This is a genomic window from Acholeplasma granularum ATCC 19168 (assembly GCF_000526235.1).
Taxonomy (GTDB): domain Bacteria; phylum Bacillota_I; class Bacilli_A; order Acholeplasmatales; family Acholeplasmataceae; genus Acholeplasma; species Acholeplasma granularum.
The window spans coordinates 187,361-211,735 of sequence record NZ_JAFR01000006.1 but is presented as its reverse complement, the minus strand read 5'-3'; the positions used below and the strand labels follow the sequence as shown (position 1 = coordinate 211,735).

General features: G+C 27.4%; 26 protein-coding genes, 1 tRNA gene, 1 riboswitch and 1 other annotated feature. Of the genes, 1 reads left to right on the top strand and 26 read right to left on the bottom strand.

Annotation, left to right across the window (positions count from 1 at the left end):
- Window positions 1-45: 45 nt before the first annotated feature.
- The 15 genes from G324_RS0101400 to G324_RS0101330 all read right to left on the bottom strand — a co-directional run bounded on the left by G324_RS0101400 (window position 46) and on the right by G324_RS0101330 (window position 12,857).
- Entirely contained in the window at window positions 46-2,028 is a 1,983-nt protein-coding gene (locus G324_RS0101400) for a ComEC/Rec2 family competence protein (protein ID WP_025724615.1), read from the bottom strand.
- Window positions 1,997-2,494: a ComEA family DNA-binding protein gene (locus G324_RS07065; protein ID WP_025724614.1), complete on the bottom strand. Its 498-nt coding sequence runs from the start codon at window positions 2,492-2,494 to the stop codon at window positions 1,997-1,999. The genes G324_RS0101400 and G324_RS07065 overlap by 32 nt, the downstream gene beginning before the upstream one ends.
- Window positions 2,495-2,545: 51 nt before the next feature.
- Window positions 2,546-3,193: a class I SAM-dependent DNA methyltransferase gene (locus tag G324_RS0101390; protein ID WP_025724613.1), complete on the bottom strand. Its 648-nt coding sequence runs from the start codon at window positions 3,191-3,193 to the stop codon at window positions 2,546-2,548.
- 6 nt (window positions 3,194-3,199) lie between these two features.
- A complete protein-coding gene (rsfS, locus tag G324_RS0101385; RefSeq protein WP_025724612.1) occupies window positions 3,200-3,511 on the bottom strand; it encodes a ribosome silencing factor in 312 nt (103 codons plus the stop codon).
- A gap of 2 nt (window positions 3,512-3,513) precedes the next feature.
- Entirely contained in the window at window positions 3,514-4,068 is a 555-nt protein-coding gene (gene yqeK / locus G324_RS0101380) for a bis(5'-nucleosyl)-tetraphosphatase (symmetrical) YqeK (protein ID WP_025724611.1), read from the bottom strand.
- Complete coding sequence (locus G324_RS0101375) at window positions 4,065-5,093, bottom strand: GTPase (protein ID WP_162146793.1); 1,029 nt, start codon at window positions 5,091-5,093, stop codon at window positions 4,065-4,067. The genes yqeK and G324_RS0101375 overlap by 4 nt, the downstream gene beginning before the upstream one ends.
- The gene (locus G324_RS0101370) at window positions 5,074-5,622 is read right to left on the bottom strand and encodes a YqeG family HAD IIIA-type phosphatase (RefSeq protein WP_025724609.1); all 549 of its coding nucleotides are present in this window, start codon (window positions 5,620-5,622) and stop codon (window positions 5,074-5,076) included. The genes G324_RS0101375 and G324_RS0101370 overlap by 20 nt, the downstream gene beginning before the upstream one ends.
- Window positions 5,622-6,098: a transcription elongation factor GreA gene (gene greA, locus G324_RS0101365; protein WP_025724608.1), complete on the bottom strand. Its 477-nt coding sequence runs from the start codon at window positions 6,096-6,098 to the stop codon at window positions 5,622-5,624. Before greA ends, G324_RS0101370 begins: the two co-directional genes overlap by 1 nt.
- Window positions 6,099-6,147: 49 nt before the next feature.
- Window positions 6,148-6,768, bottom strand: coding sequence for a M48 metallopeptidase family protein (locus G324_RS07585; RefSeq protein WP_025724607.1), 621 nt, complete (start codon window positions 6,766-6,768; stop codon window positions 6,148-6,150).
- Complete coding sequence (locus G324_RS0101355) at window positions 6,765-7,337, bottom strand: O-methyltransferase (protein WP_162146792.1); 573 nt, start codon at window positions 7,335-7,337, stop codon at window positions 6,765-6,767. The genes G324_RS07585 and G324_RS0101355 overlap by 4 nt, the downstream gene beginning before the upstream one ends.
- Window positions 7,315-7,587 (bottom strand): DUF1292 domain-containing protein, encoded by a 273-nt coding sequence (locus G324_RS0101350; protein WP_025724605.1) that lies wholly within the window; start codon window positions 7,585-7,587, stop codon window positions 7,315-7,317. Before G324_RS0101350 ends, G324_RS0101355 begins: the two co-directional genes overlap by 23 nt.
- Window positions 7,588-7,589: 2 nt before the next feature.
- Window positions 7,590-8,006: a Holliday junction resolvase RuvX gene (gene ruvX / locus G324_RS0101345; protein ID WP_162146791.1), complete on the bottom strand. Its 417-nt coding sequence runs from the start codon at window positions 8,004-8,006 to the stop codon at window positions 7,590-7,592.
- Between the two features lies 1 nt (window position 8,007).
- Entirely contained in the window at window positions 8,008-10,572 is a 2,565-nt protein-coding gene (alaS, locus tag G324_RS0101340; protein ID WP_025724603.1) for an alanine--tRNA ligase, read from the bottom strand.
- A 58-nt stretch (window positions 10,573-10,630) separates the two neighbouring features.
- Window positions 10,631-10,822 (bottom strand) — a binding site (T-box leader).
- A 25-nt stretch (window positions 10,823-10,847) separates the two neighbouring features.
- Window positions 10,848-12,107, bottom strand: coding sequence for an HlyC/CorC family transporter (locus G324_RS0101335; protein WP_025724602.1), 1,260 nt, complete (start codon window positions 12,105-12,107; stop codon window positions 10,848-10,850).
- A 90-nt stretch (window positions 12,108-12,197) separates the two neighbouring features.
- Entirely contained in the window at window positions 12,198-12,857 is a 660-nt protein-coding gene (locus tag G324_RS0101330) for an HD domain-containing protein (protein ID WP_025724601.1), read from the bottom strand.
- A gap of 127 nt (window positions 12,858-12,984) precedes the next feature.
- Between G324_RS0101330 and G324_RS0101325 the strand changes: the two genes are divergently transcribed.
- On the top strand, window positions 12,985-13,929 hold the full coding sequence (locus G324_RS0101325) for an L-lactate dehydrogenase (RefSeq protein WP_025724600.1): 945 nt from the start codon (window positions 12,985-12,987) through the stop codon (window positions 13,927-13,929).
- 4 nt (window positions 13,930-13,933) lie between these two features.
- Here G324_RS0101325 and G324_RS0101320 read toward each other — a convergent pair.
- The 11 genes from G324_RS0101320 to G324_RS0101270 form a co-directional block, all read right to left on the bottom strand.
- Window positions 13,934-14,010, bottom strand: a tRNA-Arg gene (locus tag G324_RS0101320).
- Between the two features lie 14 nt (window positions 14,011-14,024).
- Window positions 14,025-14,438 carry a GNAT family N-acetyltransferase gene (locus tag G324_RS0101315; RefSeq protein WP_025724599.1) on the bottom strand — a complete coding sequence of 138 codons (414 nt, stop codon included), beginning with the start codon at window positions 14,436-14,438 and terminating at the stop codon, window positions 14,025-14,027.
- Between the two features lie 4 nt (window positions 14,439-14,442).
- Entirely contained in the window at window positions 14,443-15,318 is an 876-nt protein-coding gene (locus G324_RS0101310; RefSeq protein ID WP_025724598.1) for a phosphatase PAP2 family protein, read from the bottom strand.
- Window positions 15,311-16,300, bottom strand: coding sequence for a patatin-like phospholipase family protein (locus G324_RS0101305; RefSeq protein ID WP_162146790.1), 990 nt, complete (start codon window positions 16,298-16,300; stop codon window positions 15,311-15,313). The genes G324_RS0101310 and G324_RS0101305 overlap by 8 nt, the downstream gene beginning before the upstream one ends.
- On the bottom strand, window positions 16,297-16,746 hold the full coding sequence (gene smpB / locus G324_RS0101300) for an SsrA-binding protein SmpB (protein WP_162146789.1): 450 nt from the start codon (window positions 16,744-16,746) through the stop codon (window positions 16,297-16,299). Before smpB ends, G324_RS0101305 begins: the two co-directional genes overlap by 4 nt.
- A 48-nt stretch (window positions 16,747-16,794) precedes the next feature.
- Window positions 16,795-18,924 carry a ribonuclease R gene (gene rnr / locus G324_RS0101295; protein WP_025724595.1) on the bottom strand — a complete coding sequence of 710 codons (2,130 nt, stop codon included), beginning with the start codon at window positions 18,922-18,924 and terminating at the stop codon, window positions 16,795-16,797.
- Window positions 18,925-18,971: 47 nt separating this feature from the next.
- Window positions 18,972-19,607, bottom strand: coding sequence for a hypothetical protein (locus G324_RS0101290; protein WP_025724594.1), 636 nt, complete (start codon window positions 19,605-19,607; stop codon window positions 18,972-18,974).
- 4 nt (window positions 19,608-19,611) lie between these two features.
- The gene (mgsA, locus tag G324_RS0101285; RefSeq protein ID WP_025724593.1) at window positions 19,612-19,980 is read right to left on the bottom strand and encodes a methylglyoxal synthase; all 369 of its coding nucleotides are present in this window, start codon (window positions 19,978-19,980) and stop codon (window positions 19,612-19,614) included.
- 131 nt (window positions 19,981-20,111) lie between these two features.
- Window positions 20,112-21,734, bottom strand: a complete 1,623-nt coding sequence (locus G324_RS0101280) for an EAL domain-containing protein (protein WP_025724592.1) — start codon at window positions 21,732-21,734, stop codon at window positions 20,112-20,114.
- A gap of 179 nt (window positions 21,735-21,913) precedes the next feature.
- On the bottom strand, window positions 21,914-23,209 hold the full coding sequence (gene eno, locus G324_RS0101275; protein ID WP_025724591.1) for a phosphopyruvate hydratase: 1,296 nt from the start codon (window positions 23,207-23,209) through the stop codon (window positions 21,914-21,916).
- A 131-nt stretch (window positions 23,210-23,340) separates the two neighbouring features.
- Entirely contained in the window at window positions 23,341-24,072 is a 732-nt protein-coding gene (locus G324_RS0101270) for an ECF transporter S component (protein ID WP_025724590.1), read from the bottom strand.
- A gap of 78 nt (window positions 24,073-24,150) precedes the next feature.
- A riboswitch (FMN riboswitch) is annotated at window positions 24,151-24,273 on the bottom strand.
- Window positions 24,274-24,375 lie beyond the last annotated feature (102 nt).

Genomic DNA, 24,375 nt, shown 5'->3' with positions numbered 1-24,375 from the left:
AATTATACTATTTTTAATATTATTTTCAAAACAATAGTTACCTTTTTATGGAGGATAGGTCTCTATAGTTTTATTTTTAATAATTACTGAACCATGAAGATTTGTATTATATATAGTAATTCCTAATTGATTAATTCTTTGTATGACTAAATCATCTGGAAGACCATAAATACTATTACTTCCAACGCTTATTATAGCCATCTCGGGTAATATAGTTTCTAAAAATATGTAACTACTTGATGTAATTGATCCGTGATGTGATACTTTTAATATTTGACTTTGTAATTTTGATTTATATGTTTTGACTAAATCAACTTCAGCACCAACCCCGATATCACCAGTAAATAAGTATTCTTTATGGTTAACACTTATCTTAAACACTAATGAGTTATCATTTTTATTGTTATAGTTTCTTAAAGGTCCTATAAAATATAAATCTAACTCATCTATTTTTAGTAGATTATTAGAACCTACCAATATTTTATTTACATAAAAGTGTGGATATTCATCATATTTATTTAAGACTAAATTTTTAACTTTAAACTTATCCATTAAAACTTCTGCATTTTTAATATGATCATAATCAGGGTGAGTTAAAATAAGATAATCAATTGTGTCAATATATTTTGATTTTAAATATTTATCCACTGGACCAAATGCATCTACAACTATAACATGATTATTTTTAAATATAACAGCACTATCTCCTTGTCCAACATCTAAAAATACCACTTTGTCTTCTAAAGGCTTAGATGTATAAAGAACTAAAATTAAGATAAATGATAAAACAATTACTAACCTCTTTAATAATAAATTTATTTTTATTGATTTTAGTGTATAAATGATCAATAAAAAATATACTATTAATAAAAATCCATTAATCGGATAAATTGGTATATTAATTGAATAATGACTTAAAAACACATCCATGAAATAAAATAATTTATCCATATAACCTATCAAACCTAAAAAGGGTAACAGCGTGACCAAAATAAGCGATGGTACATAAATATATTTTACCAATAGCGTGATAATTGGAATAAGTATGATTGATAATATATTAATTTCATAATACCAAATAGATAAAAACGGGATTAATATAAGTGGTGTTAGTATATTATTTATAAGTGGAGTTTTTAGTACTTTTAAATAATTAAGTATCACAATACAATATACGACGATAAATGACTGATTATAAATTGATAGTGGTAAAAAAATTAAAATCAGGAATAATGTAAACATTTCAAGTTCAAAATTTGAAAGTTCAAGTTCCAGTCGTGAATCGATATATTTTAATATATATTTTATAAATAATCTAAAAACTAATATAGAATATCCTATAAAATATATAAATATCATGATTAGTGAAGTAATTAAATATTTATTTTGATTTTCTATATCTAGATAATAAAGCAGTTTAAATATTAATAAAATAATTACAGATAGATGTAAGGAATTTAGCTTAAATAAAAACGAGAAAAAGTAATCTTCAAACATGTTGTGATCTTTAAAAAGGCTCATTAAAGGAACTTTACTATCAATTTTAGGTAATTTAGATTCATAAAGTAGTTTTATACTTTCAATTTTTACTTGCCCTTGAATGTGTTTTCCTAAGTTATAAGTATAACTATCAAAACCATTTGGGATGGTATTTTTTTTATATTTTAAAATATTTCCTTGAACATTGATAATATCTCCTATATTAAAACTTTGTCTTGAAGTTAAATGATATTTATAAGGAAAATTTAGTATGACATATTTAGAATATGTGTCAAATGATTCTTTTTCTAGTATGACAACATTATTTGATATATTTTCTTCTTTTGGCGTATATAAATAGAAACTAAGTGAATATAATAAAATAATAATAAATAAAATATAAAAGTTAATTTTACTTTTATATTTATAAACTATAAAAATAAATATTATGAAGCATATCGGATAAATTATACTGATTACACATAATATAAGTGCTATGACATATATGTAGAAATGATTAAACGTAAAAGTATATATGAATCTTTTCAAACGTTGCTTCTCCTATACCTTTTATATTCAGTAATTCATTAACATTTTTAAACTTTCCATTTATTTCTTTATATATAAGGATTTGTGTTGCTCTTGTCTCTGTAATATTAGGAATTTTAAGAAGATCAGATAGTTTAGCTTCATTTAAATTAATCTTTTGAATAATTGGATTTATTTCAACATGATAACTTTCTATCTTATAGTGTGATTTACTTAATTTTTCACCTAGTCTAATATTAGAAATATCAGCATTTTCTTTTAATCCACCAGCTAAATTAATTAAATATGCCAGTGTCATATCTTTAGTAACAGTGTATTTTCCAGGGTTAGTGACTGCACCTGAAATTTCTACCTCTTCTGTAATAGGCTCATATGTATAATATGCAGCACTCTCATCTTTTTGAAAAATTATAAAACTTGTAACAAGTAATAGAAAACATATAGTTATAACGATATTTTTTTTCATAATAAAAATCCTCCCTCATCTATATAATAGATAAATGGGAGGATTCGACTTTTATTTTATGCAAATTAAATATGTTTTTCTATCATCAAAACCACTTATAGATTCCACTTTAAATCCTTGATTAATTAAAACACTTATATAATAATCAAGCGGCTGATAGTATTGTTTAATATGATAGCTATAGGTATTATTTTGATCACTTAATTCTATGTAGTGATCAATTTGATGATTGACTGTTTTTGTTTGCCACATATAATTTAGATTTAAAAATGTGTCTGCTTCATTTTCATTTACAGGATGCGTATATAAATCTAAGATAAGGATACCACCTTTATCAAGTGATGTATACAAATTTTTAACCAACCTCTTAACACCTTTAAAATAATGAAATACATCTAGTAAACAAATAATTTGGCTAAATTTATGGTTCATTGGATTTCGTAGGTCATGGTAAAAAACTGATGCATCAAGACTGTTTTCTTCTATTTTTTCTTGAGCTAAAGATAGCATCTTTTCATCATTATCTATTCCTAAAACTTTATAGCCAAGTGATGATAAGTACTTTAATATATGGCCACTTCCACAGCCAGCATCAAGCAGTATTTCATTTTTATTTAAATATGGAATGATAGGCTCTAAAAGTGATTTATAATCTACATCCTCTTGGAAGGCATCATAAAAACGGCTGAAATCGATCATATATAATTATTTTTTTCTTATTTCCATAAATCTTTTATCGAATCCATAAAACTCACGTGACTCTTCATTAAATAAGTGTACAACAATATCACCTAAATCAATAAGTAACCAACCGGTATTATTTTTTCCTTCGATTTGCTTGATTTCATCTTTGAAATCCTTTGTAAAATAGCCAACAGCTGATGAACTAGCACGTTCATTAACCGTACCAACGATAAAATAATCGTAAAATGGGCTGCGGCCAGAAAAATCATATACTGCAATATCATCTGCATTTAGTTTTTCTAATATTTCAATTGCTTGAGTAAGTTTAGACAAGTTTAGTCTCCTTTTAATTCCTTTATTATTTTTAGTACTTCTGGGTTTGTTTGATAGTTTTTTGATTGATTGTATTTAATCGTATCTTCCAGTAGATAAATAATTGCATCATCTAAAGATTTATAGCTAAGATCTCTGATTTTATCTACAGTTGTATATTTTCTTGTTGGTTCTGTTTTATCAGCTAACAAAATAATCTTTTCTAGTTTTGTCATGGAAATTCTTCCATGAACATGATAACGTATGCTATTTAATATATCAACATCAGTTATATTATATTTTTCCTTTAGTAGATTCGCTGCACTGAGTGCATGATACATTACAGGATAATCATAGTATTGTAAAAATTCTTCTTTAGATAAATACTTTTTTTGATATTCTATTGTGTCGTATTTAGTGTAATCATGAAATAAAGCTGCAATGTATGCTTTATTTGTATCCACACCATATTGTATGGATAATGCTACTGCAGTTTTTATAACACCTAAGATATGCTCAAATCTATCTGGACGGTTCATATATTTATGTTTTACATCATCAAATATTTGATTAATCATTTAAAAAAACCTTCATTAAGCGTTAGATGCATTTTAGGATTTGAATAAATTCTTATCGTTACTGGTCCCATGATATGTAATATACCGAAATCTGCTAAAGTAAATTGATATTTTATAGAGTCCTGTAATTTATAGTCTTTAAAACTATAGTGATCAAATATTAAATTAAATAATTTGCCATCTTTTAATAGTAATTCTACTTTATCAGATTTTGTTAGATGATGTTTACATGAATCAGCCACATATAAAGTAGACTTTGTTTCACCTTTAATAACACTTACGGCAACAAGACCACCTATAATCATAGCCTCACCAGATTTTAAAGTTCCATTTCTAGGTTTAAATTGTTTTGTAGGTAAAAAGTCTTTGTATTCTGTATAATCAAAAAATTCATGCAAATATCCTGATTGATAAAGTCCTGGGGTATCAAAGATTTGTTTACCATTAAAATCTGATTTTAATATGGATTGTGTAAGTGCAGCTTTAGGAAGAGCAAGTGCATCTTTATTTCCTGTTAATGCTTTAAATATTGTAGTTTTTCCACTATTTTGTAGACCTATTAAGTATATGTTTTTTTCTTTAAAATTTAATAAATAGGATTTTAAATGTTCAATATCATGTGGATTAATTGCACTCATTAATACGATATCTTCATAGGTTACACGGTTTAATCTAAATGATTTTTGTACCTTACCTAATAAGTAGTTTTTTGATGTGGCATCTGGAAGTAGATCAATTTGATTAATTAAGTATACAACTTTATAGTTATCGCCTAATCTTTTTACTTCTGTATTTACGATACTATTTAAGTAAAGTATTGATGTAACTACAACAATTAAAGAATCTTTATTAAAAACAGGTAAACTATCCGGGTTAAAATGTGAAGTAGATGTACCGTAATGCATTAATTTAAAACAACTCATACAAAATGGTTGATCTAAGCTTTTGACATAACCTAATTGTTCTATATTTTCATTTTGAAGTTTCGCCCCACAACCAAGGCAACTATTTGTTTTTGATTGCATATTTTTTTAATACCTCTTCATAGGCTTTAGGATATTTTTTTTCTACTCTTCTAATGAAGTAGTTTTCAATTTTTCGATTTATACGTGTAGGTAGTTTATCGGTCTTTTTTTGTATTGGATCAACGATGATAGTAAATAAATCAGTGCGATTACCACCATAAATATCAGTCATTAATTGATCACCTATCATTGCTATTTCATGTGATTTATATCCTAAATTTTTAATAGCCTTCTTAAAACCAAATTTAAGTGGTTTTTTTGCAAAATATATTAAATCAAAATGAGTACCAATTGCATTTTGAACACGTTTCTTGTGAGAGTTAGAAATGATTATAATCTTAAAAGTTTTTTCTAATTCTTTTAAAAATTCAATAACTTCTACCGTTAGTTTGGTTTGAACGTAATCAATGAGTGTATTATCCAAGTCAAAAAGCAGAGCTTTTATTCCCTGCTTTGCTAATCCTTGGTAGTTAATTTGATATATTGAGTCTTGGTAACTATCTGGTAGTAAATATTTTAAATTTAACATTAGTTAATAGATAAAATCTTGACAGTTGATTGTTTATTTGTAGCAGATTTGATAGTTACAACCTCACCAACTTCTCTACCTTTAATTGCTTTACCTAGTGGTGACTCAATAGAAATTTTATGATTAAGTGGATCTGCTTCAATTGTTCCTACTAAATGAAATTTTTTAGTTTCATTTTTCTCAACAAATAATAACTCTACAGCTCTACCAATGTTAACACTTGTAGAATCATCATTAATTTTAATGATTTTAACATTTTTTAAGATAACTTCTATTTCAGCAATACGAGCCTCAATACGTGCTTGCTCATTTCTTGCAGCATCATAGTCAGCATTTTCAGAAAGGTCTCCTTGTTCACGAGCCTCTTTCAGAGCTTCTAAGTTTTCTACACGACGTACATCTTTTAAATGTTGTAATTCTTTTTTTAATTGGTCTAATCCTGATTGGGTTAGTTCATATACTTTTTTAGTTGCCATAATGGTGTTTCTCCTTAATTTCTTCTATTATTATATCATGAAATGATAGCTAAAACGAAATTACATATTTTCTTAATTGTTTTTGAATGAGCTTGTGATTAGGAAGCAGTATATCTAAACATTCATAAAATGATTTTGAATGATTGGGTATGAGTAAATGACAATACTCATGTAGCAATACATAATATAGATATTTTGGGTCTAATTTTGCTAAGAATCCATTTATAATAATGTCTTTTTTTAATGTATGACATGACCCAAATTTCGATTTAAGTAGTTTAACTTTTGTTGGAACAGTACTTAAATTTAGTTTGGATAAGTCTTTTATTAATAAAGGTTCAAATTCCTTTATTTTATTTAGTGTTTCGTTTATAAGTATCTTTTTATAATTATCTTCTGTAGGGCTTAAATTATCAAAATAAGATTCTTTAGTTACATTTTCGCCCCATAATTGAAATTTATTAGTCTTTAAACGTGGTGATTTTGTTTGAAGTTTATATATTTTATCAAAATTAATATCTAAAATATTTAATATTGATTTTTCTGACATTTTATTATTAGCAGATATTAAAATATGTGTTTGAGTTTTTCTAAAATAGACATGTTTTATTGGTTTATATATAATTTCATATGATATGATTTTTTCATTTTTTATATATGATTTAATCATGTTTTATGTACGGATATTGAAAGTCCGTCTCCATATTTTAAAAACATAGTTTCAAATTCAGTATTTGATTCTAAAAATATTTTAAATTCAGCTAATCTCTTAAGTAATGATTTAGTACCGCGATTTTTAACTTCTTCTATTTTTAAGTCATGAAAATCAATGTTATCACATACAATTATTCCATTAGGGTTTAAATACTTTTGGTACCTTAAAAAGAATTTTTTGTATTGTGCTTTTGCACCATCAATAAAGATCATGTCATATGTTTTATCAGGAATAAATTCTAGTGCGTCTGTATTATATACATTTACGTTTGCTTTTAATTTATTTACCCAAATAACCGCTTCTTTAAGGCGTTTTTGATCTCTTTCAAGTGTATCTACATGTGTTTTATCACTAGAAAAAGATATGGCACTATAACCATATGCAGTTCCTATTTCTAGTATATTTTTTATAGATTTTTTGTTAATTAAATCTTTTATATAATTTAAAGCATCATCTTGTATAATTGGTATATTGTCAGCTAAAGCATGATTTTTTAAATCTTTAATCGTCAAGTTCTTCTTCATCCTCTAAATCTTTTTCGTATTGGTCAAAAATCTTTTCAATTAAATCCCATTCACTTTCAGTTTCAACATCTAAAAGTTCTCCAATACCATCTTCTGTAGTTGGTATATATCTTGCAGCTGAAACTTCTTTAGTTTCATCAAATTCAAAAACTACATAATTTTTATCATCATTTTCAAATGTAAATAATATAGTAGCTTTTTCTTCTTTATCCCCAGTGATTATAATAAGTTCATTATCTTTTTCCATCATTTTTAAGACCTCCTAGAGTCTAAATAGTTTTGTAATATTACTTGCGCTGCAACTTCGTCTTTAAGTTTTCTTTGTTTATCATATTTTTTATTTTGATCTGATAACATTTTAAGTGCTGATTTTGTTGAGAGTCTTTCATCCCATAAAATTACTTCAACATCAATTTTTGAAAGTAATTGTTCCTTAAAATCAATCATCATTTGACCACGTTCGCCTAAATCATTGTTCATATGTTTAGGTAAACCTAAAACTACAATGTTAATTTTATAAGTATCAATAATTTTTATTAATTCATTTATTGCGAATGTGAAATCTTTATAACCAAATCGAATTGTGGTTAGATTACTTGCTATAATTCCTGATTCTGATAGTGCTACACCTAATGTTTTATCGCCTAAGTCTAATCCTAAATATTTCAAATTATATTTTACCTTTCAAATACGTCTTTAATAAGTTTAAGTTAGACGTACCACCTTGTGCAAAATCAGGTCTGCCGCCACCTTTTCCTTGTGTCATTTCATTTATTCTTGAAATCACATTTCTAGCCTCATTTTTACCTGACTTAACAAGATAACTTGCCTTATCACTTGATTCATTAATTAATATTAATGTATCTACTTTTATTTTATCATATAAGACATCTATCAATGGTTTTAATGATGATGGATTTAAATTTGTTGTATAAATATATGTTTCAGGATATAAGTTTTCTGGTATAAAACTATCAGCATCTTTTAATATGTTTGAAATTATTAAATCTTCATTAGCTTTTTCTGTTTGTTTTGCTAGATTTGATGCATATTCTAAATATTGTCTGTAATTTAAGATGTCTTGGAAACTACCAATAATCTCAGGTTTATTATTAATTTTTATTGAACTATCAATATTTTTGATTTTATTTATGTGTTGATCAATCATTTCATTTAAATTTATAAGTAAGTTATCAACTTGATTAATTATATCTCCTGCAATACATTCAAATCTAAATATACCAGAACCAATTGATTCTACTGATGTAACCATAAAGTTATTAATCAATTCAGTATTTTTAACATGGGTACCACCACAGAATTCTAAACTCCATGAATCAATATCTACAACACGTACGATGTCACCATATTTTTCACCAAATAGCATGTTAGCTCCAAGTTTTTTTGCTTCATCTATTGGTAGGACATGTGTTACAACAGGTAATTTATCAGCTATTTTTTCTTTAACAATTTTTTCGATTTTTAATATTTCATTTGATGTTAAGGATTCATAGTGATTAATATCAAAGGTAAGTTTATTAGGTCCATTATAACTTCCTTGTTGATGAGAGTGTGAACCAATTACATCTTTAATTGCTTGATGAAGTAGATGTGCCGCTGTATGATGTTTCATCGTATCTAGTCGTCTATTTTCATCAACTATAGCTAATACTTCATCACCAATTTCAAAAGAATCAGTTTCAATAATATGCAAGTGTTGACCATGAGGTAATTTAATTACATCTTTTACCGGTAAACCATTGATTAACCCGGTATCTGATACTTGTCCACCACTATTTGCATAAAATGGAGTTTCACTTAATACAATACCATTATCAAAAACTTTTATTACTTTAGATTCTTTTTGAAGTTCGTCATATCCTACAAATGTGGATGGTTCATCAAATTGAAGATATGCCTCATCTTGACTTTTCATAGTTGCATTAACTTTTCTAGATTGACGACTACGTTGTTTTTGTTGTTCTAATTCTTCATTAAATCCTTCAATATCTACTTTAATATTGTGCTCTTGAGCATACTCTAGTGTTAATTCAATTGGAAAACCATATGTATCATAGAGTTTAAATGCTTCTTTTCCGTTTAAGTTGCCATCTTTTATTGAGTTTAGAAGATGTTTTTCTCCATCAAGTATTGTAGAAAAGAATTTTTCTTCTTCTTTTAAAATAATTTTTTTAACTATTGAGGTAGTAGAAATGAGTTGTGGATAAAATGATTGCATCATTTTTATTACTGTATCAACTAATAAATGTAAAAAGGGTTCATTAAATCCAAGATTTTTTCCATATTTAATCGCGCGTCTTAAGATTCTTCTTAAAACATACCCACGTCCCTCATTTGAAAGGTTAGCTCCGTCTGATATTGCAAATGTTAGTGTTTTAATATGATCAGAAATCACTTTAAAAGCCATTTGACCTTCATATTTAACGCCACTTAATATTTCGATTTTTTGAATAATTGGATAATGAAGGTCAGTTTCAAAGTTTGTATTAGTATTTTGAAGAATACAAGCAAACCTTTCTAATCCTGCACCTGTATCAATGTTTTTGTTAGGCAGTTCTTTATATTCAGATCTAGGTATTGTTGGATCTGCATTATATTGTGAGAAAACGATATTCCAAATTTCAATATAACGATCATTTTCTATATCTTCTTTAATAAGTTCAATGCCACGTTTATCAAATTTTTCACCACGATCAAAAAATATTTCAGTATCAGGACCTGATGGACCAGCTCCGATTTCCCAGAAATTTCCTTCAACCGGTATGAGGTGATCTTCACTAACACCTAATTTTAACCATTCATTTTTAGCATCTAAATCTGATGGATAATATGTCATATATAATTTGTCTAATGGCATATTAAAGTATTTTGGACTTGTTAAGAGTTCAAAGCCAAATTGAATTGCTTCAGTTTTAAAATAATCACCAATACTAAAATTCCCCATCATTTCAAAAAATGTATGGTGTCTTGCTGTTTTACCTACATTGTCTATATCATTTGTACGAATACTTTTTTGAATGTTTGTTATTCTTTTTGATTTAGGTGTAACAGTACCATCAAAATATTTTTTTAATGGCGCAACACCTGCATTAATCCATAATAATGTTGGATCATCAACCGGTATTAATGATGCAGAAGGTTCGATTGAGTGCCCTTTACTTTCAAAAAACTTTAACCAAGTATCTCTAATTTCTTGACTTGTCATGTATTTCATAAATTTTTCTCCTTATTCTGGTATAAAAAATAATAAAGTCCTTAAAAGATATAAATCTTCTAAGGACGATTAATCGCGGTACCACCTTAGTTCACAAATATATATTTGTGCACTTAATCATTCGTTAAAGCCGAACATACTCTTGCTCCTAAGACAGCCTTCATCCAAATTAATTATGATGTTTTCACCAAATACATCATTCGCTTTTTTAAGTAATTTTGGATTACTCCTTCTTAATCATTGCATAAATCATTTTAACATATATTATAAAATTTTTAGTTGCTAATTTCGTTTTCTTCAATATTTTCTTTAATGATGGTAATTTCTACACTTTCTATACGTTTACCATCCATTTTAATGATATTAAAAATATAGGGAGCAACCTCATATGTTTTTCCTTCTACTGGAAGTGTGCCAATTTTTTCTACAATCCAACCGTTAACAGTCAGTACATTTGGTTCTTCATCTGATTCAATTGTATCTAAAAAATCTTCTATACTACTATTACCTAATACAACATAGTGATTATCATCTATTTTTTTAACAGCTTCTACAATATCATCGTGCTCATCCCAAATATCACCAACAAGTTCTTCTAAAATATCTTCGAGTGTTAGAAGTCCTGATGTACCGCCGTAATCATCAATTACGATTGCCATATGGGATTTTGATTGTTGTAACTCTAATAATAAATCTTTTAATTTTTTAGTTTTTGGTATGTATAATACATTTTTTATTACTTCATCTAATTTTAAGTTTTCATTTAGTATTGAAAAGAAATCTTTATAGTTAATCACTCCAATAATGTGATCAATATTATCCTCATAAACTGGGAGCCTCGAATAGCCAGATTCTTTAAATACTTCAAATATTTCTTCGTTTGACTGATTTTTACTAATAGCAACAATATCAATTCTAGGTGTATAAATATCTACAGCTTCTAAATCAGAAAATTCTATAGCACTTTTTATAAGTGAACTTGATGATTCATCTATTCCACCTGATTCTTGAACTTCATCAACAATCATTAATAACTCATCCTCACTCATGTGTTGCCCTGTATTAGGTTTAAATATTAACGATAAAAACTTTTTCCATACTTTAAAAAAATAGTTAAGTGGTAATAATAAATAGACTAAAATTTGAATAAAGGTGGATGCAAACATTGCAAATTTATCTGGATATTCTTTTGCAATTGATTTTGGAGATACTTCTGCAAAAATTAAAATAATAATTGTAAATGTTACGGTAGATAGTGTTGCACCTAAATCGGTTCCAAATGTATTAACAAACAATATTGTCACAAGTGATGTACCTAAGATATTAGCAATGTTATTACCAATTAAAATCGTTGATAAAAAAACATCATAATTTTCATTTAATTTCATCACTAATTTTGCTTTTTTATTACCTTTTTCAGCTAAATTTTTCATTCTAATACGGTTATGAGTTGCAAATGCTACCTCTGAGGCTGAGAAAAAAGCTGAAAATATAATTGCAATTGTTACTAATATATATATTGTACTGTCGCTCATTTTATAGTTTTTTTAATTACTCCTGATATTTGAAATTGTTATATTCATTGTATCAAAATGACCCTTAAATTACAATTGAAATAACTGTTATTAAAGTATTCTTAAGATATGCTCATTATAAATTTTTAAGCAAATTGCTTTAATCAACTCCGAATTTTCAATCTGTTCTTGGAAATCATTTAATGTTTTAAGTGTTGAATCAACCTCTAACCACAGTTTTAAATAACCTGTTTTTCCATACTTTTCTACTAAATGCGCATACACTTTTGGGTATAAATTATCAAATTCATGATTTGATTCCATACTCATTTGATAATAAAAACTTCTAATAATAATTGTTTTAGGCTCAATTAATCTATCAGCTTCACTTATAATTTTTCCATAAATTGATCTAGGCTCATATTTACTTGATGCTCTATGATCTTCAATTGCTTCTTTCATAATATTTCTTTCAGTAATTGAATAATGTTTTTTTATAAACTCATCTTCAAATAGGATTTTCCCACCTTCTATGTGATGCGTTTTGCGATCAATTAAAAGACCTAAATCATGATATACAGCGACTATATAAACTAAATCTAGTTTCACATCATAATCCTTTGCTATATCAAAGCTTTTATTAATCACTTCATATACATGATCTATTTGATGCGCTTTATCTAATTTGGAGTAATTGGGAATGATACTTTTAACACAGTAATCAATTAAACTTTTATGTTTTTTGTTAAATATATTATTATCTATTATCATATTTTTTTTAAATAACCTCATATCTAATTATAATTACGTTTCATTATAACATGTATAGGTAATCATAATGTATTATCACCAATATATTCATATAAATTATATATACTAAAGATAAAGGAGGGGTAATATGGAAAAAAATCGTGTTGTTATAATTGGTACAGGTTTTGTAGGAATGAGTTATGCATATGCTCTACTTAACCAAGGAACTGTAGAAGAGCTAGTTTTAATAGATATTGATTATAAAAAAGCTGAAGGTGAGGCAATGGATTTAAACCACGGACTTGCTTTTGCACCCAGAAAAATGATGATAAAATCCGGTACATATGAAGATTGCAAGGATGCAAAATTAGTTGTCATCACAGCCGGAGTTAATCAAAAAGAAGGTGAAACAAGAATTGACTTGTTAAATCGAAATGCTTCGATTATGAAATCTGTTGTAAAGAATATTATGGAATCAGGTTTTAATGGAATTATTTTAGTTGCTACTAATCCAGTTGATATTCTAACTTATGTTGTTTGGAAGACATCTGGACTACCTTCAAATAGAGTCATAGGTAGTGGTACATCACTTGATACTGCAAGACTAAGATTTGAAATTTCAAAATATATAAATATTGATGTTAGGAATATACATGCATATATTTTGGGTGAACACGGAGATTCTGAATTCGTTTGTTGGTCTAATGCTTTTGTAGGTGTTAAACCTTTATCAGATGTCATGGAAAGTTTGCCAAAAAATATTAGTTTTTCTGATTTAGATAAAATTTATTTAGATGTAAAAAATGCTGCTTATCATATCATTGAACGCAAAAAAGCTACTTATTATGGTATTGGTATGGCACTTGTTCGAATAACTAAAGCCATATTTAATAATGAAAATAGAATTATGCCAATATCTGTTTTAAATAATGGTGTTTATGATATTGATAATTTATATATTGGATTACCTGCAGTAATTAATAAAGATGGCGTTGATCATGTTGTCAAACTTAAGCTCAGTTCAAAAGAAAAAGAATATTTAAAGAAATCTTCAAATATTCTTAAATCGAGTTTGGATTTAATTAACTTTTAATTCATGGTGTATCCGATCGGGCTTGAACCGACACTCTTTTCCTTCGGAGGGAAATGCTTTATCCAGTTAAGCTACGGATACTTATCAAAGATGGTTTACTTAATGTAAACCATTTTTTGATGTAAAATGTTTGCATCTTTATATTTTTTACCGACAGGAATAAAACCTAGTTTTTTATAAAAACTAATTCTTTGTTCTTGACTGCTTATGGCTAATACATCATGTTTAGTTTTTAAATATTCAATAATTTTTGATGAATATCCGTTTTTTCTGTAATGTATATCTGTTGCGATTCTGCCAATATATAATTCACCTTGTTCATTAATTAATCTTGCATATGATACTATTTTTCCATTAAACTTGATAAATAGGTGTTTACAATTAATATCATGGTCATCAATATCAACTTCTTTAATACCTTGTTCAATCATAAAAACTTCTTGTCGTAACTTAAATATAGATAATAATTCTTCTTGTGAGAGTTCTTTAAGTGTCTTTTCAAATATCATTTTTCTAAACCTTTAGTAATTTAAATACATACATAGATAGTGCACTACCACCAAAACCAACAAATAAATATCTTAAATAATCTAGATATAGGTTTTCTTCAGCAATTAAGTTAAAGACTGGTTTTAACCCTAAGTAAAATACTCCAACGATAATTATACCTACTAATAATCTATAAACAATTGTTATACCACTTGGTTTAAAATTATATTGAATATATTTTTTGTCTATTGCATAACCTGTAAAAAAACCTGTCAATCCACCAGCAGCTACAAATAAATTTTTAAGTTGTTCGTAGTCTTGATTTAAAAATGACATTGTTAAGATAATTGCAAAAATTGGAATGATCATAACAAGTCCATATAAATGTTCTTTATCCCCCATTAAATCAACAAGTTTGGATACACTTAATGCCAATACAATTCCTAGGAACAATCCCATAATAACATCTGTTAGATAGTGTTGACCCAGATACATTCTAGTAAAAGGTACAATAATTACTATTGATAATAAAACCCATTTTAGCCACTTATTAGAACGTCCATAGTTCTTATAGAGTACAGTAGAAATAACGCCTGTATTTTGAGCATGCCCAGATGGAAAACTATATCCATGTGTACCTTCTCCAACTCCTAAAGATGGATCTTCAATATATGGTCTATTTCTAGTGAAAATACCTTTTAATAGTTCATTTACAATTGCGCTACTTATAAATACAAAAACCAATTTAAATGCAACTTTCTTATTTATGAACCAATAAATAATTAACGCAATTGCAATAAATACTAATTGGTCACCAATTTCTGTTAAAAGTTGCATGAGTGTATCCATAAATGGAAATCTAATCTTTTGAATCCAACGTATAATTTCTATTTCATTCATCTTTTTGACTTCCTTTTTTCATTTTTCTCTCTATTTTTAATTTATTCATCAATCTTTTGATACTAAGCTTCTTTTCTTTTTTTAATATTGTGATATACATTTCATCTGTTTTATCTGGTTCTAAAACTCTAAATCCAGATTTTTTCTTAAGATATGTAAATCCAAATTTTCTTTTAATGTATCGATTATTTTTCATCTTTTCAATGATTAATTGACCAACCTGATAACCTAATTCTTCTTTTTCCATTTTAAATGAATCATTAAATTTCATAATATCAAGTATATCTTTAATTCTACTTTTTTCAAAAGCACTGGTTGATGTAAAGTTAATAATATTTATATCTTTATCATTGTATAAATGTGGATTAAACCAGTCATCAAGTGCAACAGTAAATATCAAGTTACATCCATCATCAATTAATGGTTGAATTGGATAGTTATCAATAACACCACCATCAACATAATTTTTTCCATTTATTTTAGTAGGACCAAATACAACAGGTATCGATGAGGATGCCATCGCTGCTAAATATGGATCTTCAAACTTATTTAAATGAAAAACATGCTTTTTCATAGTATCAGTTTTTATTTGATGTATAAGTGATTCTTTATCATAAATTAAAGCTGCTGTGGCATATCCGTTATATTTTGATTTTTTTATATCTTTAAGATTTACATGTTTTACTAAATTTTGTGCAACAGAATTAAAATCATAGAGTCTATTTTTTTTAAATATTTGATTAACCCTTGTTCCAAAAACATTTTCATTATCAAGTATTTCCCAAATTTTTGACATTTCCTGATATTTTTTATTACTCATAAGTAAAAGAGTGTTTATAGCACCTATTGAAACACCTGATATGCTATTTATATGTTTTAAGAGTTTGGCTTCTTCTAGTGCTTTGATGACACCTAATTGGTAGGCTCCTTTAGCACCTCCTCCACCTAACATTAAACCCACTTTTAACTTATCTTTACTCATCTATTATTTTCCTTAAATGCCTGACGTTGTTCCCTATTTAAATCTCTTTCTTTAATTGTTTGACGTTTATCGTATAATTTTTTACCTTTAGCTAGTGCAATTGTTAGTTTTATTAAACCTTCATGCAGTTCAACACTTAAAGGAATAATTGTCATACCATCTCTATCTTTGGCACCCATTAACTTATTTATCTCAGAGCGATTAAGTAGAAGTTTTCTTGTTCTAGTTTCTTCATGGTTAAAAATTGATGATGCATCAAACTTTGCAATATGCATGTTTAATATATATACCTCATTGTTCTTAAAGGTTATATGTGCTTCATCAATAGAACATTTTCCTGCACGAATACTTTTAACTTCACTACCTTGAAGTTTTATCCCTGCAACAAATTTTTGTTCAATAAAGTATTCATAATGTGCTTTTTTGTTTTGGGTAATTATTTTCATTTAATCTTTCCTTATAAATATGATTAATAATTAATCATGTTTTACTATTTATCTTTTAACTTTTTTACGATGAACTTTTTTAGGTTTGGCTGAATAACTTGGCTTTTTAGTTACTTTTTTAAACTCATGTTTAACTGCTTTATTTTTTTGATCGATTGTAAAATCAATGTTATTATCAATTTCATCAACTTTAATGAGTTTTACCTTGATCATATCACCAAGACGGTATCTATTTCCATGATCTGTATAAAAGAGTAATTGCTGCTCATCATAAATTAAATATTGGTTAATGTTTCTTACATTTACAAACCCTTCAATACCATTTGTTAGTTTAACAAAGAAACCACTTGGCATCATTGAAACAATTTGTCCTTCAAAACTTTTATTTATAAAGTTTTGCATGTATTGTCTGCTTTTTAGTTTGTTTACATCACGTTCCATGTTTATGGCTATTCGCTCATTTGATGAGGTATGTTCGCTATAACTTGGTAATATATTTTCATAGTGATTCTTAATTTTTATAAACTCTTCATCAGATGGATGATTTAATATTAAATCTCTTATCATTCGATGTAGTAGAAGATCTGGATATCTTCTAATTGGTGATGTAAAATGTGAATAATATGGACTAGCCAAACCAAAATGTCCAATAGGCTTTTCAGAATATTTAGCTTTTTGCATACTTCTTAGTAGTATCATATTTATAATGTATTCATATTCAGTTCCTGATACTTTTTTTGTTAATTTTTGAAGTGTTTGTGCTGTTGATTTAGATTTAGCGTCTGACTTAAATCCCATTTTTGAAGTTGTTTCAAGTGCAATTTCTAATTTTTCAATGGTTGGTTTTTCATGAACTCTATATATTCCAGGTAAATGATTACTATGAAAATGTTTAGCAACCGTTTCATTGGCTAAAATCATAAATGATTCAATTAACTCTTCAGCAGCATCTGTTTTTCGCTCTTCGATATCTAATACATTTCCATCCATATCAAGCTTAAATTTGAGTTCACTTGATTCAAAGTCAATTGCACCTCTTTGGCTTCGAATCATTTTTAATTTTTGAGATATTTCATTCATTAAATATAACATATCATCTAGTTTTTTTAAGCCTGTTGACTGATTTTCTTTAAAAAGTGAATTGACTTCATCGTATGTTAACCGTCTTTTTGATTCTATTATACTCGCATATATATTATATGAAACAACATCAATGTCTTGATTAAGTTCCATTTCACAAGTAATTGTATATTTATCTTCATGAGGATTTAAACTACATAAATCATTACTTAAGCCATGTGGTATCATTGGTATTACTCTGTCGGCTAAATATACAGAAGTTGCTCTTTGATATGCATCTTTATCTAAGAACCCTCCATCTTTAACAAAGTATGAAACATCTGCAATATGAACTCCTAATTTATAGTTACCACTATCTAATTTTTCAATTGAAATTGCATCATCTAAATCTTTAGCATCTATACCATCAATTGTTACTATAAATTTATCTGTTATGTCTTTTCTAGTTTTACTTTCGTATGCTTTATCAACTCTGATATGATGTAGTTCATCTAGTGCTTCTTTACTAAATGTAAGTGGCCACTCATAGTCATATACTATTTTAACTATCTCCATATCAGGATCATTTTTATGTCCAATAACTTGTACGAAATTAGTAATTATTTTGGTTCTAGTTACCTCAATTACATTCAGTAATATAACATGTCCATCGACTAAATAATCCGGTATATTTTCAACAACGATAAGTTTATTGTCTGCTGCAACTGCATCAAAACGCATTTTTTTATCTTTTGTAATTTTTACATCAGCAATTATTTTTTTTAATTTGCTTTCAATGATTTCTACTACAAACGGGTCAAAATATTTCTTAACTAATACAATGTCGCCTTCCATTGCCCCGTTTAGTTCATATAAATCTATTGGAATATCTTTAGTGGTCTCTGAAACAATTAAAAATGCGATAGTTCTTTTTATAGTTAGTTTTCCAATAGCATAATCTTTTTTAAGTGTTAAATTATCATTACTATCCATATCAAAAAAAGGAGCCACCTCTAAAAGGATTTTATCTGATTGCTCCTTATAAACTTCTTTAATCATCTGAGAGGTTATGTACGGACTTCTTTGGTCATAGTACCATTTCATAAAATCTTTATTCAAGTTTACATACCTCGTTTCTTATATCTTAATTTTATCATATAAATTAATTAATGTATTTCAGCATCAGCTGCATCAAGTGATTCATAAAACTTTATTTCTGCAAGTGCCATTTGTTTTTCATTTAGCATTTCATCTACTTTTTCTTTACGACCTACAATCAGTTGAGATATGGCTTCCCAAATAATTACCCAAACCAATATTGTTACAAAACTTTCAATTACGTTTTGCCATGTTTGATGTATACCTAACATGTTAAAGTCAATTATGTTAAAACCCATGATTAAAAGAAATCCTATAATGAAATAAAGAAAAATGAATATAAAGTCTCTTGTTAACTTTTTTTCCATAGCTTTATAGCTAAACCAATAATAACGTTTTAATGCTTCCTTAACGTATTCTTGGTTTATTGTGCTTAAATCTCTTACAATGAAGTTTATAACAAGTGGATATATATTGGGAATCGGATCTGCAATTGTATCTAGATATGTAAATATTTCATTTTTTAAAAGCATTTTATTTGAGTATGGTGAAAAAAGTTGACTTCTATCGTTTATTACTACATCTACGACTGCGTTGCCATTATCATCAATATAATCTTTATTAATAAAGTCTTTTACGTTTCTTTTTTTACGCCGTTGATGCTCCATTTTTTGTTTTTCTTTAGGTGTAAATTCTTGCTTCATAATTTTATAATCCTTTTAAATGTTTAATAAATAGATCAGCTGCTTTCATATTCGTTGCAAGTGGGATTTCATATACATCACAAAGTCTTAATAGTGCTGAAACGTCTGGTTCATGAGGTTGTGCAGTAAGTGGATCTCTAAAAAATAAAACCATATCTAACTTACCGTTTGCAATCATCGAACCAACTTCTTGATCACCACCGAGTGGTCCTGATTTTTTTAGATTAACTTTTAGTCCTGTATTTTCCATAATTCTGCGACCAGTAGTACCTGTAGCATAGAGTGTGTGTAGTTTTAAAAAGCCTTCATGTTCCTTACAAAACTCTATCATTAAATCCTTTTTTTTATCATGCGCTATGAGTGCTATTTTCATAATCATACCTCGTTATTAAAAATTAATTAACTTTCTATTATTTATTATATCATGCTATGGTATGTCTACTATAAAAATAAGAGTGCAATGACTAGCACTCTTATTTAATAATTCAAGTTTATTAAGTAATTTTACATTCCATTATAGAATGCTTCTACTTGATTAGGACTTAATGGTTTGGATAAATAGTATCCTTGAATAAAATCACAACCAAATTGCTTTAATATATCATACTGCTCTTTAGTTTCAACACCTTCTGCTATAACCTTAACACCGATATTATGTGCTACATTAATTAAATGTTTAATCATAACAAAATATTTTTCTTCTAATATATAATCAATAAAAGATTTATCAATTTTTAAATAATCCATAGGTATTTTAACTAAGTGGATAAGTGAATTATATCCTGTGCCAAAATCATCAATAGATATTTTAATGCCTTTACCCCTAATATAATCAAATAATGGAATAAGCATTTCTGTTTGTTCTAATACTGCTCTTTCTGTAATTTCAAGTTCAATAAGTGATATATCAATATCTTTATCACTTAGTATATCAATTAAATAATTAATAAACTCTTTACTATTAAAATCTTTAGGTGAAAGGTTAATTGATGTAACAATATTTAGACCATTTTTCTTCCAGATTTGTTTTTGCTCAATAACTTTTTTAATTACAATTTTAGTTATTTCAGTAATTAGTCCAGTTTCTTCTGCAACAGGTATAAATACACTTGGACTAATTAAACCCTTGGTTGGATGGTGCCACCTCAATAACGCTTCAACACCATAATTTGGTTCATTCTTCAAACAAACTTTAGGCTGAAATTGAAGGAAGAATTCATCATTTTTTATTGCTTCTAATATATCCGGAACAAGTTCTGCCTGAATTTTTCCTTTTGTAAGCATTGTTTCATTATATTCGTACAATACAAAGTCATTTTTAGCATTATCTAAAATGATAGCACTTTTCTTAATAGCATCCAAACTATCATTAAAGTTTTTAGGATAACTTAAAATGCTTCCACTAATTAATAGACCTAGTTTAAATTCGTCTATATCGAATAGTTTTGTTGATGACTTTAAAAATTCATTTCCGATTTTAAGTGCTTCTTCATATGATATATCTACTAAAATCATTGAAACTTCACTAGAGTTAACTGAATAAACTGACCCATTAGATATTGAATCAAGTTCCTTAAGTATTTTAATTAAAATTTTAGTACCTATATCATAATTAATGTTTTGCTTAATTGTATTAATATTTTCAATTCTAAAAGCTAGTAGATAAAATGGTATGTCATTTTTAATAAAGTAATCTAAATCAAATTTCATTTTATTTAAATTAGGATACTTTGTTAAGCTATTTTTAAATGATCTTTCTATTTCAACTCTTTGCAGATTTTTGATTCTTAAATTTAGGAACGAGGCAACAGCACCAATAATTATGAACATCGTTAGCCTAAATAACCATCCAGTAATTTCTTGTGATATATTAGCAAACGTATCTTGTGGCATAAATGGTCCCAAAATTAAACCAGCAAAAACAGATATTCCAATTGTTAAATACATATTTAATGTTGCTGATGCTAAGATTATTGGAATATACATTAAATGTGTAAATGAATTTCTTACTCCACCCGTCATATAAACAATCACACCAATTAGGATAATTATCAAAATATTTAGAGCTATTTTAAAATAAATTCGTTTAATGTTCTCTTTTTTTACATGCATATTTTTTAACTGCATAAAAGACCTCTTCCATAAATTAAATTATACTTAAATTAAATATATCAATATAAAAAATCTAGATAGGATATGTGTACATTATACTATAATTTTTTATTAAATGATTATCATTACCCTTTAAATAGAATAAAATAGCCATCAACAAAAAGTTGATGGCTCATTTTTTATGATATTAAAATTTATTTTTTTAAATTGTAGAAAGAATCTAAGCCTAGGTAAACAGCATCTTCACCTAATTGATCTTCAATACGCATTAATTGGTTGTATTTAGCAACACGGTCTGTACGTGATGCAGAACCTGTTTTAATTTGACCAGTATTTGCTGCAACAGCAATATCAGCAATTGTTGTATCTTCAGTTTCACCTGAACGGTGTGAAATTACAGCTGTATAACCAGCACGTTTAGCCATTTCGATTGCATCAAAAGTTTCTGTTAGTGTACCAATTTGGTTAACTTTAATTAAAATTGAGTTTGCAGTATTAGTTTTGATTCCTCTTGATAAGTATTCAGTATTTGTAACAAATAAGTCATCGCCAACTAATTGAATTTGATTGCCTAATTTGTCAGTTAATAACTTCCATCCATCCCAGTCATTTTCATCCATACCATCTTCAATTGAGATAATTGGGTATTTTTTAACTAATCCAGCATAGTATTCTACTAATTCAGCAGATGTAAATTCTTGTTTTGTTGATTTTTTAAATACATATTTACCTTTTGATTTGTCAAAGAATTCTGAAGCAGCAACGTCAAATCCGATAAATACTTCTTCACCAGCTTTGTAACCAGCATTTTTAATAGCTTCTAAGATGTTATCAATTGTATCTTCGTTTGATGCTAGGTTTGGTGCAAAACCACCCTCATCACCAACTGCTGTAGATAATCCTTTTTTCTTTAAAATCGCTTTTAAAGCATGGAATATTTCAGCACCCCAACGGATAGCTTCTTTAAATGAAGGTGCTCCTACTGGGAAAATCATGAATTCTTGGAAATCGATTGGAGCATCAGAGTGAGCACCACCGTTAACGATATTCATCATTGGTACTGGTAATTGTTTAGCATTGAATCCGCCTAGATATTGGTATAATTCTAATCCTAATAAATCAGCAGCAGCTTTCGCAACAGCAATAGATACACCTAAGATTGCATTTGCTCCTAATTTACCTTTATTTTTTGTTCCATCTAATTCAATTAGTTTTCTATCAAGTGCAACTTGATCTAAAACTGAATCTCCTAATACAGCAGGTCCGATAATGTCATTAACATTTTCTACTGCTTTTAAAACACCTTTACCTAAATAACGTGATTTATCACCATCACGTAATTCAACTGCTTCATATTCACCAGTTGATGCACCTGATGGTACTAATGTTCTACCGAAAGCACCTGAATCAGTAACAACTTCAACTTCAACAGTTGGGTTCCCACGGCTGTCTAATACTTCTCTAGCATAAACGCTTGTAATGTATGGCATAATTTAATTCTCCTTATAATAATTTTTTAATTTTAAATAGTTGTCTTTACCTTTGTATTATACATTAATTCATTTTAATTATAAAGTATAGTCAAAATGAAAACGCATACTTATTTTAAATTCTTGTAAAATTATGTAATGTTTTTATATGTTATTGATAATCTCTTATATAAAACAAAGGTTATTCCACTTACTAAGCTTGATAATATAAGATTAAACGGTATAACTGCATATAAAATGTAGAGTAACATATAATTATTTTCGTTTACGCCAGGAATAACTTTAAGCATACCTAACACCGAATTAAAATCGTATAAATTCATATAAAAAGGTAATATAAATAGCCAGTTCGATAATACTGAAGTAATCAACCATACAACTACAATTGCTATAGAAGATTTTAAAGCGGTTTTCTTAGTTTTGTTTCTATGATACATTATCGATGAAACCAAAACTGTAGCAAGTCCAATTAAAAGATCTGATAATTCACCTGTACCTAGTGTTGTTGATCCCGGTAATTTAACTAAAAACCTTATAATTGCAATAATACTTCCACTAATTGGTCCAAATAAATAACCACCTATATAAATTGGTACCGCAGAAAAATGAATATCTAAAAAACCAGGAATAAAGGGTAAGATTAATTGAATTGGAAACTTAATAAAATAGTATAATACAACAGATAATGCTGACAATAAAGAGATTGTAACCATTTTCTTAATTTTTTTAGGTTTACTTTCAATATTTTCTTCTGTGCGCCATGCAAAAATAAATAGAATTACTAAAGCAATAATAAATGTTATCATTAAACTTGCTTCTATAACTTTCATATTACTCTTTAAAAACTGAACAATTTGATCCATATAAATATTCTCCTTTAAATATAAAAAGTTACCCAAAAAAACAAAATCGGGTAACTAAAAAAAGTTAAAAAAAGATTACTTATTCTTCTCTCATCCAGACTATACTGTCGGTACCTGAATTACACAGGATCCTGCAAATGTAGAATTTGCTCGCAGACTTTAACTGCCGGTGAGGAATTACACCTCGCCCCGAAGATGATTTAATTGTGCAACCATATTCTAGCACTTACATAAAATAAATTCAAAAGATATGATAATTAATCCATATTTTACATAATTTATCGATTATTTAAGACTTATTTT